At 71.3% G+C, this 19,229-nt stretch carries 16 protein-coding genes and 2 pseudogenes; 4 read left to right on the plus strand and 14 right to left on the minus strand.

The genetic code is table 11. The features are described from left to right. Positions 1-14: 14 nt before the first annotated feature. The 12 genes and pseudogenes from kynU to Q8A52_RS38450 form a co-directional block, all read right to left on the minus strand. Complete coding sequence (kynU, locus tag Q8A52_RS38395; RefSeq protein WP_316760376.1) at positions 15-1,268, minus strand: kynureninase; 1,254 nt, start codon at positions 1,266-1,268, stop codon at positions 15-17. Further along, positions 1,261-2,109: a tryptophan 2,3-dioxygenase family protein gene (locus Q8A52_RS38400; RefSeq protein WP_316760378.1), complete on the minus strand. Its 849-nt coding sequence runs from the start codon at positions 2,107-2,109 to the stop codon at positions 1,261-1,263. Before Q8A52_RS38400 ends, kynU begins: the two co-directional genes overlap by 8 nt. Positions 2,110-2,255: 146 nt before the next feature. Next, a complete protein-coding gene (locus Q8A52_RS38405; RefSeq protein WP_316760380.1) occupies positions 2,256-2,669 on the minus strand; it encodes a DUF3151 domain-containing protein in 414 nt (137 codons plus the stop codon). A gap of 517 nt (positions 2,670-3,186) precedes the next feature. Beyond that, on the minus strand, positions 3,187-4,659 hold the full coding sequence (locus Q8A52_RS38410; RefSeq protein ID WP_316760382.1) for an MFS transporter: 1,473 nt from the start codon (positions 4,657-4,659) through the stop codon (positions 3,187-3,189). A gap of 68 nt (positions 4,660-4,727) precedes the next feature. Continuing rightward, positions 4,728-5,759 (minus strand): class II fructose-bisphosphate aldolase, encoded by a 1,032-nt coding sequence (gene fbaA / locus Q8A52_RS38415; protein WP_316760385.1) that lies wholly within the window; start codon positions 5,757-5,759, stop codon positions 4,728-4,730. Between the two features lie 171 nt (positions 5,760-5,930). Then, positions 5,931-6,479, minus strand: a complete 549-nt coding sequence (gene pyrE, locus Q8A52_RS38420; RefSeq protein WP_316760387.1) for an orotate phosphoribosyltransferase — start codon at positions 6,477-6,479, stop codon at positions 5,931-5,933. A gap of 10 nt (positions 6,480-6,489) precedes the next feature. Beyond that, the gene (locus tag Q8A52_RS38425; RefSeq protein WP_316760389.1) at positions 6,490-7,278 is read right to left on the minus strand and encodes an aldose epimerase family protein; all 789 of its coding nucleotides are present in this window, start codon (positions 7,276-7,278) and stop codon (positions 6,490-6,492) included. A gap of 28 nt (positions 7,279-7,306) precedes the next feature. Next, the gene (locus Q8A52_RS38430) at positions 7,307-8,164 is read right to left on the minus strand and encodes an SRPBCC domain-containing protein (protein ID WP_316760393.1); all 858 of its coding nucleotides are present in this window, start codon (positions 8,162-8,164) and stop codon (positions 7,307-7,309) included. A gap of 100 nt (positions 8,165-8,264) precedes the next feature. Next, on the minus strand, positions 8,265-9,905 hold the full coding sequence (locus Q8A52_RS38435; protein WP_316760395.1) for a polyamine aminopropyltransferase: 1,641 nt from the start codon (positions 9,903-9,905) through the stop codon (positions 8,265-8,267). A 116-nt stretch (positions 9,906-10,021) separates the two neighbouring features. Next, a complete protein-coding gene (locus Q8A52_RS38440; RefSeq protein WP_316760398.1) occupies positions 10,022-10,546 on the minus strand; it encodes a DUF2617 family protein in 525 nt (174 codons plus the stop codon). 374 nt (positions 10,547-10,920) lie between these two features. Continuing rightward, entirely contained in the window at positions 10,921-11,235 is a 315-nt protein-coding gene (locus tag Q8A52_RS38445; protein WP_316760400.1) for a hypothetical protein, read from the minus strand. Between the two features lie 171 nt (positions 11,236-11,406). Next, positions 11,407-12,431: pseudogene (locus tag Q8A52_RS38450) on the minus strand (replication initiator); the annotation flags it as partial. A gap of 261 nt (positions 12,432-12,692) precedes the next feature. Here Q8A52_RS38450 and Q8A52_RS38455 point away from each other — a divergent pair. The 3 genes and pseudogenes from Q8A52_RS38455 to Q8A52_RS38465 all read left to right on the plus strand — a co-directional run. Next, positions 12,693-13,556, plus strand: a pseudogene (locus Q8A52_RS38455) (IS110 family RNA-guided transposase); the annotation flags it as partial. A gap of 617 nt (positions 13,557-14,173) precedes the next feature. Then, positions 14,174-15,232: a YncE family protein gene (locus Q8A52_RS38460; RefSeq protein WP_316760403.1), complete on the plus strand. Its 1,059-nt coding sequence runs from the start codon at positions 14,174-14,176 to the stop codon at positions 15,230-15,232. Positions 15,233-15,611: 379 nt separating this feature from the next. Then, complete coding sequence (locus Q8A52_RS38465) at positions 15,612-16,805, plus strand: pyridoxal phosphate-dependent aminotransferase (RefSeq protein ID WP_316760406.1); 1,194 nt, start codon at positions 15,612-15,614, stop codon at positions 16,803-16,805. 1 nt (position 16,806) lies between these two features. On the opposite strand, the gene Q8A52_RS38470 is transcribed toward Q8A52_RS38465, so the two are convergent. Then, entirely contained in the window at positions 16,807-17,097 is a 291-nt protein-coding gene (locus tag Q8A52_RS38470; RefSeq protein ID WP_316760410.1) for a hypothetical protein, read from the minus strand. Between the two features lie 201 nt (positions 17,098-17,298). Between Q8A52_RS38470 and Q8A52_RS38475 the strand changes: the two genes are divergently transcribed. Then, on the plus strand, positions 17,299-18,519 hold the full coding sequence (locus Q8A52_RS38475; RefSeq protein WP_316760413.1) for a hypothetical protein: 1,221 nt from the start codon (positions 17,299-17,301) through the stop codon (positions 18,517-18,519). 20 nt (positions 18,520-18,539) lie between these two features. Here the strand turns inward: Q8A52_RS38475 and Q8A52_RS38480 are convergent, their stop codons facing one another. Next, the gene (locus Q8A52_RS38480; RefSeq protein WP_316760415.1) at positions 18,540-19,070 is read right to left on the minus strand and encodes a type III secretion system chaperone family protein; all 531 of its coding nucleotides are present in this window, start codon (positions 19,068-19,070) and stop codon (positions 18,540-18,542) included. Positions 19,071-19,229: the final 159 nt, after the last annotated feature.

The following is a 19,229-nucleotide window of genomic DNA, read 5'->3' on the forward strand; positions in this document are numbered from 1 at the left end:
GTGGATTCCGGCAGCTACCGGGGCAGTTGCCCGAGCACCTCCGCCAGCACCCGGGCCGCCCGCTCGACGTCCCCGAACCCGACGTACAGCGGCGTGAAGCCGAAGCGGAGGACGTCGGGATGCCGGAAGTCCCCGACCACGCCCCGTTCGATCAGCCGCTTCATCACGTCCCCGGCGACGGGGGCACCTCCCGGCTCGAACGAAGTCGAGAGCTTGGGGGAGCAGCGCAGCGCGACCTGGCTGCCGCGCTCCTCGTGGGCCGACGGAGTCAGAGCCTCGACGACGCCCTGCGGGACGTACGCCGCCACGCACTCCAGGAAGAAGTCCGTCAGGGCCAGGGACTTGGCGCGCACCGCCTGCACGGAGACCCCGTCCCAGACCTCCAGCGCGGCCTCCAGGGCGAGCATGGAGAGGATGTCCGGCGTGCCGACGCGGCCGCGCAGGGCACCCGGCGCGGGCGTGAAGTCCGCGCGCATGCCGAAGGGGTCGGCGTGGGAGTTCCAGCCGGGCAGGGGCGAGTCGAAGCGGTCCTGCAGTTCGCTGCGCACATAGAGGTACGCCGGTGAACCCGGGCCGCCGTTCAGGTACTTGTAGGTGCAGCCGACCGCCAGGTCCACGCCGTGCTCGTCCAGGCCCACCGGCAGCGCACCCGCGCTGTGGCACAGGTCCCAGACCGCGATCGCGCCCGCCGCATGGATCGCCGACGTGAGCGAGGGCAGATCGTGCAGCCGGCCGGTGCGGTAGTCGACGTGGTTGAGCAGCACCGCGGCCGTACTCCCGGACAGCACGTCCGGCACCTCCGCCGGGGTCACCGGCCGCAGCGTACGGCCGGTCAGCCGGGCGGCCGACTCGGCGATGTACCCGTCCGTCGGGAAGGTCGTGGCGTCGACCAGGATCTCGTCCCGGTCCTCCCCCGCCATCCGTACGGCGGCCACAAGTGCCTTGAAAACGTTGATGCTTGTGGAATCGCCGACGACGATCTGCCCCGGTGCCGCCCCGACCAGCGGGGCGATCCGGTCGCCGATCCGCTCGGGCGCGGTCCACCAGCCGCTCTCGTCCCAGGAGCGGATGCGGAGTTCGCCCCACTGGCGGCGGACGACGTCCTCGACCCGCCCGGGGACGTTCGCGGGCAGCGCGCCCAGCGAGTTGCCGTCCAGGTAGACGACATCATCCAGGATGAACCGCTCCCGCAGGTGCGCGAGTTCGTCCGCGGCGTCCAGCTTCTCCGCGCGTGCGCTCTTCTCCGCGCGTGCGACGAGGTCAGACATGGGACCTCGCCGTCCACAGCTCCGGGAACACGTTCTTCTGCGCGCGCTTCTCCAGCCAGGCCACGCCGGCCGAGCCGCCGGTGCCGGGCTTCGCGCCCATCGCGCGGCGGGTGGCGACCAGGTGGTCGTTGCGCCAGCGCCAGACGAGCTCACCGACGTCGGTCAACGCCTCGCCCAGGCGGGCGAGTTCGTCGTCCTGGTCGCCGGAGTAGACGGCGGTCCAGGCGGCCTCGACGGCCTCCGAGGGCTCGTGACGCAGCGACGCGTCACGGCGCAGGACGGACGCGGGGATCGCGTGGCCGCGGCGCGCGAGGAGCCGTACCACCTCGTCGTACAGGCTCGGCTCGTGCAGCGCCTTCTCCAGCTCGGCGTGGACGCGTGGCGCGCCCCGGTGCGGGACGAGCATCGACGCGGACTTCTCGCCGAGCAGGAACTCCATACGGCGGTACATCGCCGACTGGAAGCCGGAGCCCTCGCCGAGGGCGGACCGGTACGAGTTGAACTGGGCCGGGGTGAGCTGGCCGAGCGGCTTCCAGGAGGCGTTCAGCGCCTCCAGCTCCCGTACGGAACGCTTCAGAGCGTCGATCGCGACGTGGACCCGGTCCTTGCGCAGTGCCTCGGCCGCGGTCTCCCACTCGTGCACGATGACCGTGAACCACAGCTCCATCACCTGGGTCGTGACCAGGAAGACCATCTCTCCGGGATCGTCGGAGAGGGTGTGCTGGAGGTGGGTGAGCACGTCCGCCTTGACGTAGTCCTCGTACGGCGTCGTGCCTGCGAAGTCGAGATGCGGGGTCTCGGGCTCCTGAGTCTCGAGGGACTGGTGAGCCTGTTGGGACATCGCTGTCTCCTGATTGTTGCTCCGGGTAGCGGTCCGCCCCTGCCGATTCCGGCACGGGGGCTCCGGTCCCCACCGGCATCCTCCGTAATACCCCCGGTTACGGCAAGGCCCGTCCAGTGCCAGACGGGCCACACCGTGTGCGCCGATCAGCCCAGGGTCTGGGCCGCCGTCGGCGAGGAGTCCTTCAGGAACTGCGTGCAGCGCTCGTACTCCTCCTGCTCCCCGATCGTCTGCGCGGCGCGGGCGAGGGCGTGCAGGGCGCGCAGGAAGCCGCGGTTCGGCTCGTGCTCCCAGGGGACGGGGCCGTGGCCCTTCCAGCCGTTGCGGCGCAGCGCGTCCAGGCCGCGGTGGTAGCCCGTACGGGCGTAGGCGTACGACTCGACGACCGAGCCCCGCTCGAACGCGTCGTCGGCCAGCTGGGCCCAGGCGAGCGAGGAGGTCGGGTACTTCGCGGCGACGTCCGCCGGCGCGGTGCCCTGGGCGAGCAGCTCGCGGGGCTCCGGGTCGTCGGGGAGGTGGGTGGGGGGCGGGCCGCCGAGGAGGTTCTCGTGAATGCTCATGCCTCCAAGTCTGCGGGATCCCTCCGGGGGTCGGCAGGTCAGGTGGGGAGCAGAGGGTGCTGGAGCAGCCCGCCTCCCGGGGGCTGCGCCCCCAGACCCCCGCTGTCGGCCTGAACGGCCTCGTCCTCAATCGCCGGGCGGGCTGGATTCGGCTGGGCTGCGCCGTCCCTGGGGGGCGGGTGGGGGTCGGGACGGGCACTCCTCGTCCTCACACGCCGGGCGGGCTGGTTCCGGCCGAGCTACGCCGTGCCCTGCCGGTGCCTCGGAGCGGAATGACACTCCTCGCCCTCAAATTCCGCACGGGCTGAGTGTGGCCAAGCTGCACCGCCCCCAGCGGGTGGGGGTTGGGACAGCACTCTTTGTCCTCGGACACCGGACGCGCCGAGTGCGGCCGAGCCATCCGCTCCCAGCAGGTCGGTGCGGGATCGGGACGGCACCCCTCGCCCTCCGGACACCGGATCCGCTGCGTGCGGCCGAGCCACGCCGCCCCCACGGACTCGGGACGGCAGTCCCGTCCTCAGGCGCTGAGTCGGCCGGATGAAGCCGGACCCCGTTCCAGGGGAGGTGCTGTCACGCAGCCGTGTGTGCGGCATTCGGGGTGGCGGCAGTCGGGGGGCGGGCGGCGTACCAGGGTGAAGGCCAGGGTCGCCCCGGCGACCAGCACCGCCGCGCAGATCGGCATCGCCCTGCGGAACGACGTCTCGAAGGCGTCCGCCGAGCGGTACGCCTCCGGGCCCATCCCGGTCAGCAGCGGCAGCGCGGCCACCGCGATGAGGCCGGCCGCGCGGGCCGCCGCGTTGTTGATGCCGCTGGCCAGGCCCGCCCGCGAGGTGTCCACGGAGGCGAGGACGGTGGCGGTCAGCGGGGCGACCAGGGTGACCATGCCGGTGCCCATGACCAGCAGGGCGGGGAGCACGTCGGTCAGATAGTTCGCGTCCTTGCCCACCCGCAGCATCAGCAGCATCGCGACGGCGCACAGGAGCGGGCCGACGGTGAGCGGGATGCGGGGGCCGATGCGGTCCGCCAGGGCGCCGGAGCGGGCCGAGAACAGCAGCATCAGGACTGTGGTCGGCAGCAGTGCCGTACCGGCCTGCAGGGCCGAGTAGCCGGCCACGACCTGGAGCTGGAGCGCGGTGAGGAAGAAGAAGCCGCTGAAGGCCGCGTACACGCACAGGGTGACCAGGTTGACGGCCGTGAACTGGCGCGACGAGAAGATGTCGAGCGGCATCATCGGATCGGGCCTGTGCTTCTCGACGTACACGAAGGCCACGGCGGCCGCCAGCCCCGCCACGGCGGTGACGGCGACGGCGATCGACCCGCCCGGGGCCTCGATCAGCGCGTAGGTCACCAGGGCCAGCGCCAGGGCGCCCAGGGCCGCACCGAGGACGTCGAAGCGGCCGTGGCTGCCGCCGTCGGCGGACTCGGGCACGTGCCGTACGGCGATGGGGGCGCACACGAGGGCCAGCGGGACGTTCAGCAGGAACACCCAGCGCCAGCCGGGACCGTCCACCAGCCAGCCGCCCAGGAACGGGCCCACGGCCGCCCCGACGCCCCCGAAGCCCGACCACAGGCCGACGGCCTTGGCCCGGTCGTCCGGGTGGAATGAGGCCTGGATCAGGGCGAGGGAGCCCGGTGTGAGCAGGGCGCCGCCGATGCCCTGCAGGGCGCGGGCCGCGACGAGGACGGTGGCGTTCGGGGCGAGCCCGCACAGCAGGGACGCGGTGGCGAACCAGACCACGCCCAGCACGAAGATCTTCCGGCGGCCGTAGCGGTCGCCGAGCGACCCGCCCAGCAGGATCAGACCCGCCAGGGTCACCATGTACGCGTTGACCGTCCACTGGAGCGCGGCCAGGCTCGCGTCCAGATCCTCACCGATACGCGGCAGGGCGACGTTGACGACGGTCGAGTCCAGCATGGCCATGCTGGAGCCGAGCACCGTGGTGAGCAGGATCCATCTGCCCTGGGACGAGGCCAGCCGGACACCGGGCATGTCCCAGGTATACAGCGAGCCCGGCGCCGTAGACAGACGCCGGGCTCACCTGGAAGTACCGCGCGCGATTACTTGATCTTCATACCGGCCGAGCGCAGGTCCTGCGTGGCCTGGACGACACGCTGGGCCATCGAGCCCTCGGCGGCCTTGCCCCAGGTGCGCGGGTCGTAGGCCTTCTTGTTGCCGACCTCGCCGTCGACCTTCAGGACGCCGTCGTAGTTCTGGAACATGTGGGCGGCCACGGGGCGCGTGAACGCGTACTGCGTGTCCGTGTCGATGTTCATCTTCACGACGCCGTTCTCCAGCGCGGTCGCGATCTCCTCCGGCGTGGAGCCGGAGCCGCCGTGGAAGACGAAGTCGAACGGCTGCGAGCCGGCCGGCTTGCCGAACTTGGCGGCGACGCCCTCGCTCAGCTGCTGCAGCAGGTCGGGGCGGAGCACGACGTTGCCCGGCTTGTACACACCGTGCACGTTGCCGAAGGACGCGGCCAGCAGGTAACGGCCCTTGTCGCCCAGGCCGAGCGCCTCGGCGGTGCGGATGGCGTCCTCGACCGTGGTGTAGAGGGAGTCGTTGATCTCGTGCGAGACGCCGTCCTCCTCGCCACCGGTCGGGGTGATCTCCACCTCGAGGATGATCCGGGCGGCGCGGGCGCGCTCGAGCAGCTCCTGGGCGATGGCGAGGTTGTCGGCGAGGGTCTCGGCCGAGCCGTCCCACATGTGCGACTGGAACAGCGGGTTCCGGCCGTTCTTGACCCGCTCCTCGGAGATCGCGAGCAGCGGACGCACGTACCCGTCGAGCTTGTCCTTCGGGCAGTGGTCCGTGTGCAGGGCCACGTTGACCGGGTACTTCTCCGCGACGATGTGCGCGAACTCGGCCAGGGCGACCGCACCGGTCACCATGTCCTTGCTGTACTGGCCGCCCAGGAATTCGGCGCCACCCGTGGAGATCTGGACGATGCCGTCGCTCTCCGCCTCCGCGAAGCCGCGCAGCGCCGCGTGCAGAGTCTGGGTCGAGGTGACGTTGATGGCCGGGTAGGCGAACTTGCCTGCCTTCGCCCGGTCGAGCATCTCGTTGTAGACCTCGGGGGTTGCGATGGGCATCTGTCCGCTCCTTGAGTGTGCGGGTCGGCGTTCTGCGTGCTTACGGCCCTGACCTAGACCTTGGGGGTGACGTCATCGTCGTCCCCATCTTTCCAGACCTGAGCCGATGCTCAATGCCCCTGGTCAAGGAGTGGTCACCCCCGGGTCAAGCCGGTGCGTCAACCTCGCGCGTCAGTCGAGGCCCAGGTCGTCCTTCGAGTAGGCGAACACGTAGGGCACCCCGGCCTGTTCGGCGATCGCCTCGGCGGCGCCGGTCGCCCGGTCCACGATCGTGGCGACGGCGACGACCTCCGCGCCGGCCTCGCGCAGCGCCTCGACGGCGGTCAGCACGGAGCCGCCGGTGGTGGAGGTGTCCTCGACGGCGAGGACGCGGCGGCCCTTGACCTCCGCCCCCTCGATCCGGCGCTGCAGACCGTGCGCCTTGCCCACCTTGCGCACGACGAAGGCGTCGAGCACCTTCCCGCGCGCGGCGGACGCGTGCAGCATCGCGGTGGCGACGGGGTCGGCACCCAGCGTCAGCCCGCCGACCGCCTCGAAGTCCAGGTCGGCGGTCAGGTCGAGCATGACCTGACCGACCAGCGGAGCGGCCTCGCCGTCCAGCGTGATCCGGCGAAGGTCGATGTAGTAGTCGGCTTCCTTGCCCGACGACAGGGTCACCTTGCCGTGCACCACGGCCTTGTCCTTGATCTGCTGCAGCAGCGCGCCACGTACGTCCGTCATGCCGACCAGCTTAGATGCGACGCCACGTCCAGGTGGTCGTGGCCTCCAGCGGCTCCAGCGGTGTGACCAGGCGCGGCAGGGTGTTCAGCCCGTTCGGCGGTCCCGTCTGGGGCTCCACGCACACGGCCTCCTCCTGCTCGTCGTAGACGACGACCCACTGCTCGCGGCTGGTGACCTTCAGCTCCAGCTGCCCCGGCCAGGTGAGCGTGACGTCGACGCCGCCGGGCATGCCGAAGCAGTCGTCCCAGGGGCCGGGCTTCGGGTCGATGCGGTTGCCGGTGGGCAGGTGGTCGTCGCCGCGCTCCTCCTGCCAGCCGGGGCTGAAGTCGAGCCGCGCGTCCTCGCCTCCCAGGTTCCGGTTGAACCACGGGTGCCAGCCGATCTGCGCCGGGAAGGAGGAGTCGTACGTCTCCACGGACATGGTCAGCGTCAGGCTGTCCTCGGTGAGGGCGACCACCTGGGTGACGCGGCCGGGGTAGGGCCAGGGGTCGACCAGGTCGTACGTGATGACCGCCTCGTCGGCGGAGACGCGGGCGGTGCGCCAGGCGCCGTCGCGGACGGTGCCGTGGATGGCGTGCGGCGGGGAGTTGAGCGGCATCCGGTGGACGGTGGCACCGTTCAGGAAGCGGCCGTCCCTGATCCGGCCGCACCAGGGGACCATCGGGAAGCAGCCGAAGCGCTCGCCCTGCCGGAGCAGTTCGACGCCGCCGACCCGGAGCCCTCCGATACGGCCGCCGTTGCCGGGCTGCACGGTCACGTCCGCGTCGCCCGCGGTCAGCGTGATGTCTTTGTTACTCACGGGACGACCCTACTGGGGTGATCAAGGGTCAGCGGCGTCTGCGCAGAACCCGGCCCACAACGATCGCGGACGCCACGACCAGTGCCGCGGCGGGGGCCGCCCAGCGGAGCGTGCTGCTCGCGGTGACGGTCTGCGGGGCCGGTACGGGGGCGTAACGACCGCGCGGCGGGGCGTGGTCGACCTCTTCGGCGCTGCGGCCGATCATCGTGCGCCGTGCGTGGGCCGCCTCGGCGGGTGGTTCGGACGACTCCGCGAAGTCGTCGGAGGGGCCGTCGTGGAGGTCCTCGTCGCCTCCCGCGTCGAGGGAGGGCGGGGGGACCTCGGTGTCGAAGAGTGAGGCGTGGGCGTCGAGTTCGGGGCCGGGCTCCGCTTCGGGTTCGGGCTCGGGTTCGGGTGCGAGTTCGGGGCCAGGGCGGGGGCCGGCCTCTGGTTCAGGCCGGGACTCGGGCTCCGGCTCGGGCTCCTCCGCTGCCGCCGCCAGCCCCTCCATGAAGCGGTTCAGCAGACGGGTCGCCGCCGAAGTCACCGGCTCCGTCGGCAGTTCCGCCAGGCGGCCGTCCGCGGAGGCCGTGCCGTCGACGGTGACGGTGGTGCCGCCGTCCGTGTCCCGGAGGCGGAGGGTGAGGGCGAGTTTGACGGAGCCGGTACCGCGGGCTTCGGTGGCTTCGCCCTCGACGGCGTACGAGCCGTCGTCCCTGGCGGTGACCCGGGCCGATCCTCGGTAGGTGACGGAGTGGCTGCCGACGCGTACCTTCAGCCGGCCCGCGACCGGCTCGGCGCCGGCGTCCTGCTGGAGCCCGGGAACCGCCCGGGCGACCCGCACGGGGTCGGCGAGCGCCTCTCGCAGCCGCTCGACCGGGACCGGAACGAAGACCTCGTGCTCCATGTCGGCGAAGCCTACCCAGGAGGGGGCGGTACGTACCCTCCCCTGCACTGGTGAGTCACCCGGCGTTGGGGCCGCCGTCACCGGGGGTTGCCGCCCCCGCTCAATAGCGCGGGTGCACCAGGGTCGATGCGGGCAGCCCCCCGAGCCGCATACGCGCCGCCTCCTCGGCATCCGTCGCGAGGGTCCTCGCGGTGAGCGTGCGGAGACGGGGGCCGTGCGGGTCCAGGCGCAGGGGAGGGGCCGAGGGGCCGGTGGCGGCCAGGACGAAGCCCCAGTCGTGGGGGGACCGGGACGCGCCGGCCGAGCGGTCGGGGCCCGCGGCGAAGCCGGAGTCGTGGCCGGGGACCCGGTAGGGGGCCGTGGCGAAGCCGGCCGCTCGCAGCGTGGCGTTCACCGTCCAGAAGACCTGGCGGCGGGCGGAGACGGGGCCCGCGTGCACGACAAGGCGGCCGCCGGGTGCCAGGGCTCGCCGGGCCAGGCCGTAGAACTCCTGCGAGTACAGCTTCGTGCTGGCGGTGATGCCGGGGTCGGGCAGATCGGCGATCACGACGTCGTACGCCGCCCGGGGCGCCCCGCGCAGCCAGCAGAACGCGTCCGCGGTGGTGACGTGGACGCGTCCGTCGTCGTACGCGTGCCCGTTGAGGCGCGACAGCCCCGGGTCGTGGCGGGCCAGCCGGACGAGGCCCGCGTCGAGCTCGACGACGTCGACCCGCCGCACGTCCCGGTGGCGCAGCACCTCCCGCACGGCCAGCCCGTCCCCGCCGCCGAGGATCAGCACGCGCGCGTGGGCGCCGTACATCGCGGGATGGACCAGCGCCTCGTGGTAGCGGCGCTCGTCGCGGCCGCCGACCCGCAGCCGGCCGTCCAGGAAGAGGTCGAGCGGGCGGCCGTGCGTGCCGCCGGTGAGGACCACTTCCTGGACGTCGGTCTGCAGGGCGACGCGTACGTCCTTGCCGTACACCGCGTGCCGGGCCGCCCGTTCGAAGTCGTCGACGAGTACGGCGGCCGAGGCGAGGACACCGAGCACGGTGACGTTGGCGATCAGGAGCAGCCAGCGGGCGCGCCGGGTGAGATCGCGGCGGAACAGCCCGAGCACCAGGGCACCGCCCGCGACGACGTTGACCGCGCCGGTGAGCAGGGTGCCGGTCAACTGCCCCAGGAACGGCAGGAGCAGGAAGGGAAAGGCCAGTCCTCCGACGAGCGCTCCGACATAGTCCGCGGCGAACAGGTCGGCCACCGCGCCGCCCGCGTCCTGGCGCCGGATGCGCTGGATCAGCTCCATCAGCAGCGGGACTTCGGCGCCGATGAGCAGGCCGATGGCGAGGGAGAAGGCGACCAGGAGACAGCGGGGGCCGTTGGCCCACATGCCGCCCCAGCCGCCGGTCCAGGCGAAGACCGCGTACAGCGCCATCGCACTGCACCCGCCGATCAGCGCGAGCGCCGCCTCCACGGCGCCGAATCCGGCGGCAGCGTGCCAGCGCAGCCGTTTCGCGGCGAGGGAGCCGATGCCCATCGCGAAGACCATGACGGACAGGACGACGGATGCCTGGGTGACCGAGTCGCCGATCAAGTACGAGGCGAGGGCGACGAGTTCGAGTTCGTAGACGAGTCCGCAGGCCGCGCAGACGAAGACGCACGCGAGGACGAGGAACCGACCGGTCCCGGGCCGCACGGGCAGCCGCACGGGAGGGCCCCAGGGCGGCGGTGTGCCGGGTGGGGCGGGCGCCTGCGGTTCGATCACTCTGCGACGTTACGTCACACGCTCGGTACGCTTCGTCACCCACACGTGTGGAAGTGAAGCACGTTGACACGCAAGGTGTTTGTGTCTGCGCGCTGTTCGCCCCGGTGGCCTTCCCGCTAGCTGAGTTGAGCCGCCGGCACCCTTACGCCCACCCGCGTCCGGGTCGCGACCAGCTGGCCGTCCTGCGGATACGCATGCCAAGTACGCCAGTGCACTTGACCCTCGTGCCGCTGGGCGAGCAGCGCCGTGAAGGCGTGCGGGCTGCCGGGGAAGACGCCGGCCAGACCGTGCGGGTGGTCGGAGACGAGGGCCAGCAACTCCTGGGCGCGGCCCGCGAATGAGCCCGGCGAGAGCACCTCCACCCGGGCCGCGAACTCGTACTCCCAGTCGCCGACCCGCTTGGCGACGCCCAGCGGCAGGGGCGTGCTGGACCCCGGAATGCACGCCACCGTCTCCGAACAGCCCCCCTGCTTCTCCTCGAGAAGTACCTGGTGGGACGCTCCGAGGAGTCTCAACTGGAGCTGCGCGCCGCTCAGTTCGAGGTCGAGTGTGGCCAGGGCGGGGAGCGGCTCGCGCCCCAGGGCCCAGGCTAGGTCGGCCGCGCGCGTATCGGTGTAGGAGGTGTTCAGGGTCGTGAGCATGGATCGGCTCCGCTGGCACGCAAAGAGAAAGGGGAGTGTGGTCCGGCGCACCTCGGTCGGTACCGGGAGATCGGCCGCGTCTGCCCGGTGGGTCCCGCCTGCCCAGCCGGGGAGAAGGCGTCTGCAGGGCGTCCGAGGGGCTGCGTTGGTGATTTAGAGGGAATCATGAACTGTGGCGCTGCCACAGCGTTTTTACCCAACTTCGTGGGGTTTCCATCCCTCAGGGGGCTCCACAGCTCAACTGTTCAACAACAGAGTGCGCCTGGCGCCCCGCGCATACGCCGGAGCGCCCGCCGGATGCCTTCTCCCGGCGGGCGCTCGGTGTGCGGCCCGGATACGGTTCCCCCTGTTCTCCGGAGCTCAGCTGCCCCGTGTCAGCTGCCTCCCCCGCATCCGCCCCCGCCGCCACATCCGCCGCCCCCGCCACAGGACGAGCCGCCCCCGCACGAGGAGTGACCGCCGCCGCACGAGTGGTGGCCCCCGTGGCCGCCGTGGCCGCCGTGGTGCCCCCCGGACGAGCCGCCGTCCGCGCTCCCGGCAGCCCACCAGCTGCCGCTGTCGTTCGACGACGAGGACGACGAGCGGGAGCCGCTCCGGTACCTCTTGCCGTACCGGTCCGTGCGCGATCCCTTCACCATGGCCCCGACGAACAGGACCAGGACCACCGCCAGGATGATGCCGAGGACCATGGCGTCACCCTCCTTCCGTTCCCCCGAAGCGGCCCCCCGTGGGCGCCTCGCTCTCGCGCGGCCGCCGTGTGACCGCCGCGTGACACGGGGATGCCCGGCCGCCTTGTCCGCCAAAGCAGAGTTGAGGAACTTCAGAGGGTTCTACCGAGGCAAAGGCCCCTGACCTGCACAGATCAGCCGTCGCGTGTGCGCGGGCAGGGGCAGCCCGTCGAGTTCCGAGAGCTCCCCGATCCGGCGGTCTACTGTCTCCGTGGTCTCCGCTGCCTTCGTGGCGTACTTGGCCACGTACGAGGCGACCGCCCCGTCGGTCAGTTCCACGCCTTCCAGGCCGCCGATGGCCTGCACGTCGACCTGGGATCCCCACCGCAGCGTGCGGGCCGGGAAGTCCCCGGCCGCGGGGAGCGGAACGGAGGCCCGGGCAGCAGCCGCCTTGATGGCATCGTCCAGGAGCGCGACCGTGGCCCAGGCCGGCGGAGGGAGGTCAGGCCCGTCCGGACCGTCCAGGCGGATGACCGCGTGGAAGTGCACGGCGCCCCGCTTCTGGAACTCGGCGACCTTGCCGAAGGAGACCCGACACACCTCCCGTATGGCCGACTGGGTCAGGCCCGCACGGGCGGCGACCTCACGACGCAGGTAGATCGTGAACCGGCGCCACAGGTCTCCGGCGTGGTTGTTCCACAGCACCGCCCGGCGTAGTCGTACCGTGCCGGATCGAGCGCCGTGCCCAGGGCCGGGTCGTCTTCGGCGTGCCTGGCGCCGCAGCGGCAACGGCCGGAGGCCGGGCGGTTGTGGACCGGGCCGAACGAGGGCGCCGTCAGAGTGGCGAAGACGCCGGGATGCTGGCCAATCTCCCTGGATATGCCCATCCGGGGGTCACCGGTGATCCCGGCGCGCATCAGGTGGTAGACGTCCCCGGCGTAGGTCCAGGCGCAGGAGGGGCAGCGCGAGGCACGGCGGTTGCCGCAGGCCACGCGGAGGCATCCGCCCGGCTCGTCCGCCGTCGAGTACGAGTACAGAACGTCGCCGGTCTTGGCGTCGCGGGTGACGGTCTGGCCCGTCAGGCGGATGGGGTTGGAGCAGCCGCCCGTGCGCTTGATCTGTTCTTGCCAGCGATCGAAGCCGGGCGCGTTGGCGACCCGCAGCAGGTCGGCCAGGGTCAGAGGGTCGGTGCCCAGGGAGGCCGCAGCACCGGCCACGGCCTCCGGGGGGACGGGGAAGGTCACGGTCACCCGGCGGCCCCGGTCTTCCACCGGAAGAGTCCTTCCGGGCACGGAGTGCGGCCGTCATGGGTGAGTTCGTCACCGTCCCGGCGTTCCACCCACGTCCACAGCGGGAGGCGGCAGCCGCAGCCGGGGCACGCCGGACGGGACGGCACAGCGTCCAGCAGATCCCACACCGAAGCTATGGCGCTCATGCGGACACCCCCGGACGCGGGAAGCTGCGGGCCTCCGGTTCTGAGGAGGGACTTCGCCCCCGTCGAGGTGCCCACGAACCGGGCCGCTGACCTGGCTCTGCTCACGACCCACCGCTCCGACTTGATCGCCGACCGGGTCCGTCTGCTCAACCGCCTCCACGACGTGCTCACCGGCATCAGTCCTGCCCTGGAAGCGGCCTTCGACTACGCCGACCACAAGGGCGCCCTGGTCCTGCTCACCGGCTACCAGACCCCCGCCGCCCTACGCCGCTGCGGCCAGGCCCGCCTGACCCGCTGGCTCGCCGCACGAGGCGTGCGCCACGCCGAAACGGTCGCCGCCACCGCACTCACCGCCGCGCATGCCCAGCACATCCAACTGCCCGGCCAGGACACGGCCGCGGGCATCACCGCAGACCTCGCCGCGCAAGTGCTGGTCCTGGACGAACGGCTCAAGCAGCTCGACCGGCAGATAAGCGACGCCTTCCACACCCATCCGCAGGCCGCCGTCATCGAGTCGATGCCGGGGATCGGTCCCATCCTCGGCGCAGAGTTCCTTGTCGCCGCGGGTGACCTGGCTTCCTACCCCGACGCCGGTCACCTCGCCTCCGCCGCCGGCCTGGTCCCCGTCGCCAAAGACTCCGGACGCCGCACCGGCAACCTCCGCCGACCCCAGCGCTACAGCCGCCGCCTGCGCAGAGTGTTCTACCTCTCCGCGCAGACCAGCATCATCCGCGACGGCCCCAACCGGACCTACTACCTCAAGAAACGAGCCCAGGGCCACAAGCACATCCCCGCCGTCATCGCTCTCGCCCGCCGCCGCGTCAACGTCCTCTGGGCCCTGCTGCGCGACAACCGCCCCTTCACCGCCACCCCACCGGCGAGGACACCAGCCGTCTCAGCAGCTTGACCGAGTCATCAAGGGTCCACCGGCCTCGGTTACTGTCGTGGGCCCGAGAGCCGGGCGCAGTGAAGGAGAAGAGTCGCCGCAGTGTCGATACGCGAGAACTTTGCCAAGCTCTTCAAGCGCACCGCCGAGACTCCCGACGGCGACTCGTTTGCACTAGAGCACCCGTGCCAATGCTCGCCGGAGTGGCCCGGCTTGGAGACGACAGCGAACGGGCACATGCTCCCGGCTCAGCCCTCCAGCCACTACAGCGTTCTCACGAACCCCGAGGTCGGTCCGTTCGTCGCGCGCTGCATTGGCTGTCAGGCTTGCTATCCCCATCCCTGGGTGATCCCCCAGGGCGCACCGATGCCTTTCGACTGGGCTCGTTAGAGCTCATCCCGCAGCCAGCCCGCTTGACTCGGTCATTAAGACTCCGTCGACCGCGTGGCCGAGTGCCCGCCTCAGAGCTTGCAGAACGAGCCCAATACCAGCAGGCCAACGACACCCGACCACCCACCAGCCATCCCGGTGACCTCGCTACACGTTCCGTCGAGCCTGCCCGACTGGGCGCCGAACTGACTTGAGGATGCGACCAGTGGCCACTGAAACAGAGGTGGCAGCCCAGTCAGGAGTTATGCATGCAGAGCACCTGGGACGAGTGCACCCACGTTCCCGAACGACGCCCCAACAAGCGATCGAGGCCAGCACGACTTGCGCGGCGAGTATGGGTCGCTGGGGCCCTGGCGGCACTGTGCACCGCCCTGCTGCCCGGTCTCGCCCCGCAGGCCTCGGCAGACCAGGACTCACACGGGCATGGCGACCCCGCCTACGTGGTCAACCGCCTCGATGACAGCGTGTCGGTGATCAACACCCAGAATAACCGGGTGGTCGGGACCATCGGCGTCGGCGACAACCCGTACGAGGTGGCGGTGGACGTGCCTCGTGCCCGCGCATACGTGACCAACGCCAACTCCGACAACGTGTCGGTGATCGACACCACCACGAACACGGTGGTCGGGTCACCCATCCCCGTCGGCAACGGCCCGTTCGGGATTGCGGTGGACCGGACCCGCGCCCGCGCCTACGTGGCCAACGACTTCGACAACACCGTGTCGGTGATCAACACCAACACGAACACGGTGGTCACATCCATTCCCGGTTTCAACGTCCCGCTCGAAGTGGCGGTGGACCCGGCCCGCGCCCGCGCCTACGTGACCAACGAAGGGAACAACACGGTGTCGGCGATCGACACCAACACGAACACGGTGGTCGCGACCATCCCCGTCGGCGGAGACCCTGAAGGGATCGCGGTGGACACCACCCGCGCCCGCGCCTACGTGGCCAACACCGACGACGACAACGTGTCGGTGATCGACACCACCAGCGACCAGACGATCGGATCCCCCATCCCTGTCGGCGACGGTCCGTTCGGCGTGGGGGTGGACCCGCGCAACCCCCGCGCCTACGTGACCAACTTCGCTGGCGACTCCGTGTCGGTGATCAACACCATCACGAACACGGTGGTCGCGACCATCCCCGTCAGCAACCCGAGTGAGGTGGCGGTGGACCCGGCCCGCGACCGCGCCTACGTGACCCGTTTCCCCGACGACGCAGTGTCGGTGATCAACACCGGAAATAACCGGGTGGTCAGGACCATCGGCGTCGGCAACGGCCCGGTCGGAATCGCCGTGTTCTAGCTACTGACCGAACTTGGGCCCGAGGTCCGCCCGTGGACTGCTCGGCCGGTGCCCCTGGACCGTCGCAGTACATCAGCGGAATACAGCAACCCCACCGACCAGCGCCAACCGTCTTCGCCTCTAGCCAGGTGCCCCGCCAGCCCAGGAGACCTCAGCGACCACCACGCCCATAGTTCGCATCGAGGGGCCACGCTGGCGGCCCCGGGGTTATCCCTGGGGCCGTCTGTGGGCCGTCTGTGGGCCGTCCGAGCGTGGCCGACGTCGACAGATGACGACAGTCGACAACAGCGCCGCCCCTGCTCAGAGGCGGCGCAGCGGACACTTGCGCAGGTGCCCGTCGGCGTAGGTGAGTTGAGGAACTCCAGAGCTTCGGCGCAGGATGACCGGCATGACCTCCAGCGCACGCCCGCTGCTCAACCGTCGGCTCGCCGAGTTCGGGACGACGATCTTCGCCGAGATGTCCGCCCTGGCGGTGAAGACCGGGGCGATCAACCTGGGCCAGGGCTTTCCCGACACGGACGGACCCGAGGAGATCCGGGAGGCGGCCGTACGCGCCCTGCGCGAGGGCCACGGCAACCAGTACCCGCCCGGTCCCGGCATCCCCGAACTGCGCACCGCGATCGCCGCGCACCAGCGGCGCCGCTACGGCCTGTCCTACGACCCCGACACCGAGGTCCTGGTGACGGCAGGTGCCACCGAGGCCATCGCCGCCGCCCTCCTCGCGCTGCTCGAACCGGGTGACGAGGTCATCGCGTTCGAGCCGTACTACGACTCCTACGCCGCCAGCATCGCCATGGCGGGCGGCACCCGTGTCCCGGTCACCCTGCGCCCGCATCTCGAGCAGGGGGGAAGCTTCCGCCTCGACCTCGACGAGCTGCGCGCGGCCGTGACCGACCGCACCCGGCTACTGCTGATCAACACCCCGCACAACCCCACCGGCACGGTCCTCACCCGCCAGGAGCTGGCCGCGATCGCGGAGCTGGCGGTGGAGCGGAACCTGCTGGTGGTGACGGACGAGGTCTACGAGCACCTGGTCTTCGACGACGCCGAGCACCTGCCCCTCGCGTCGTTTCCCGGGATGCGCGAGCGGACGGTGACGATCGGCTCGGCGGGGAAGACGTTCTCCTTCACCGGCTGGAAGGTCGGCTGGGTGACCGCCACGCCGGCGCTGGTGACGGCCGTGCGCTCGGTGAAGCAGTTCCTGACGTATGTGGCCTCGGGCCCGTTCCAGTACGCGGTGGCCGAGGCCCTCGCGCTCCCCGACGCGTACTTCACCGGTTTCCGCGCGGACATGCTGGCCAGGCGTGACGTGCTGGCGGCAGGTCTGGCTCAGGCGGGCTTCGAGGTCTTCAAGCCCGCCGGCACCTACTTCGTCACCACCGACATCCGCCCGCTCGGCGAGAAGGACGGCTTCGCCTTCTGCCGTGCCCTGCCCGAACGCGCGGGTGTGGTGGCCATCCCGAACGCCGTCTTCTACGACGACCGGGAGGCGGGCGCCCCCTTCGTCCGCTTCGCCTTCTGCAAGCGGGAAGAGGTCCTGCGGGAGGCGGTGGAGCGCCTGCGCCGCCTGTGACTCAGGCCGCGGCCTGGGTCTGCTTGAGCAGGTCCACGGCCGCGATGAGGCTCAGTCCCGGCAGGGCCTCGCGCAGTGCCTTGACGGCCTTGACCTCCTGTTCCCGGGGGTCCAGTTCGGCCTCGGCGAGCACCTGGGCGGCCCAGCGCACGCGCGGGTCCCTGCCGTCGCCGATCCCGTCGACTATCTCCAGGGCCCGCCGGAGCCCGGCTGCCGTGTCGCTCCCGGTGGCGTCGTTCAGTGCCCGCTGGATCGCGGCGCGCGCCTCGTCCAGATCGTTCAGTACGACCATGTGCGTTTCCTTCTTGCTGAACACTCTTCCCCCTCGCTCCGGTCGGTGTGTCGGTCACCGTCGATCCTCGCCGACCCGCGGCCGTGCGGGCGCGACGGACACGCCGCCCCGTGTCACGCAGCCACGCCGGGCGTCGTGAAATCGCACCCGCACGGCCGCCCATCGGTCGCGACGGCCCGTTTCCTCCTGCAATGTGCGGGTGTGACCCACGCCACCACCGTCGCAACGCCCACCGTCACCGAGCCCGAGACGCTGCATCGTGCGCGCCCCGGGCTGTCCACGGGCTCCGCGCTGTCGCTCGGCGCGGCGAGCGCGGTGGCCGTCGGGCTGTTCCTCGCCGCCCGGCTCGCCGGAACGGCCGTGCTCGCCGTGGCCGCGTGGGCCACCGGCAGGCAGCCGCTCGCCCTGCTCGGCCGGTCCTGGGACTCGCTCTGGTACCTGGGCATCGCCGCGCACGGCTACGGCCGCACCCTGTACTTCCACCCCACCGTCATCCACAGCGACCTGGCGTTCTTCCCGCTGTACCCGGCGCTGGTGCGGGTCATGACGGCCCTGACGCCGCTGAGCGGGGGCGCTGCCGGGCTGATCGTGTCGTGGGCCGCGGCCGGGATCGCCGCCTGCGGGATCCACGCGATCGGGGCGCGGCTGTACGGGCGGGCCGTGGGCACGGCACTGGTGCTGCTGTGGGCGCTGCTCCCGCACTCGGTCGTGCTGTCGATGGCGTACACCGAGCCGGTGCTCACCGCCTTCGCCGCCTGGTCGCTGTACGCGGTCCTGAGCGGGAGCTGGCTGTGGGCGGGGAGCCTTGCGGCGCTGGCCGGGCTGTCCCGGCCCAACGGTTTCGCGGTCGCCGCCGCCGTCCTGGCCGCGGCGGTCTGCGAGGCCTACCGGACCTTCCGGCGCCGCGGCCGGGTTTCCCACAGGCTGTGGACGGGCGCCGCGCTGGCCCCGCTGGGGTGGACGGCGTATGTGCTCTGGGTCGGCCGGCGCAGGGGGAATCTGCTCGGCGGCTATTTCGAGGTGCAGCGGCTGTGGGGGTCCCGGTTCGACTTCGGGCACGGGTCGCTGCACTTCGTGCGCCAGCTGCTGCTGCACGGCAACCGCTTTGTCTTCCCCATGACCATGGTGATCGTGGCGGCGGCCGTGCTGATGTACGCGCTGCTGATCGCCGACCGCGCGCCGCTCCCGCTGCTCGTCCACAGCGGAGTGCTGCTGCTCATCGCGCTCGGCGGCTCCGGCTTCTTCGAGTCCAAGCCGCGCTTCCTGCTGCCCGCCTTCCCGCTGCTGCTGCCGCTGGCCCGGGCGCTGGTACGGACGGCGAGAGCCCGGCCCTGGCACGCGACCGTGGTGGTCTGCGCCCTGGCCGGGCTCTCCTTCGTGTACGGGGCGTATCTGGTCGTGATCGCCCACACCCCGCTGTAGCTCCGCGGCTGCCGAGGGTTCTACTCCTCGTCGTCCCCGGGCTCCTCGGCCTCGTTGACCTCCTCCTCGAGGCCGAGCTGCTCGACCAGCCACTTGTCGAACTCGATCGCGGCCCGCACCCAGCTGACCGTGGACGAGACGAAGTGGTTGAGGTCGACGCCGGTGCCGATCAGCATCTGCGCCTCACCGATGAGGCGGACCGTGCCGTCGTCGTGGGTGTGGCTGTACACCTTGGGCCACAGCGTCCGCCGGTTCCAGTCGTCGATGGACTCCAGCAGCTGGGGCTTCTCGTCGATCTTGTGGGGGCGGTCGTAGAACGTGCGCACCGAGAAGACCGCCTGTTCGGCCTCCCCACGGAACATGAAGTACGTACGGAACTGCTCCCACGGCGCCGCGAGGTCACCCTCGTCGTCGACGACGTACTTGAGCTCCATCTGGTCGAGGAGCTGCTTCACGAGGTCCTGATCCGGGACGACGGGGCCCGCCGGTCCTTGGGGCTGCGGCTCGGGCTGGCCCCCGAAGTTCGGAATCGAGGACGGGTCGATGGTCACCGTGATTTTCCCTTCATGCGGATTCCGCCATCCTCCCTCATCCGGGGCGGGGGGTGGCAAGCCCCGGCGTGGCCTGTCAGCCCACGGCTGACATGATCCACCGGACCGCGCGGGCGCACTTCACCGCGTTCACCGTGTGACACGGGGGCACGGGGCCGC

The organism is Streptomyces herbicida (assembly GCF_032656585.1).
In the GTDB taxonomy this organism is placed as follows: domain Bacteria; phylum Actinomycetota; class Actinomycetes; order Streptomycetales; family Streptomycetaceae; genus Streptomyces; species Streptomyces herbicida.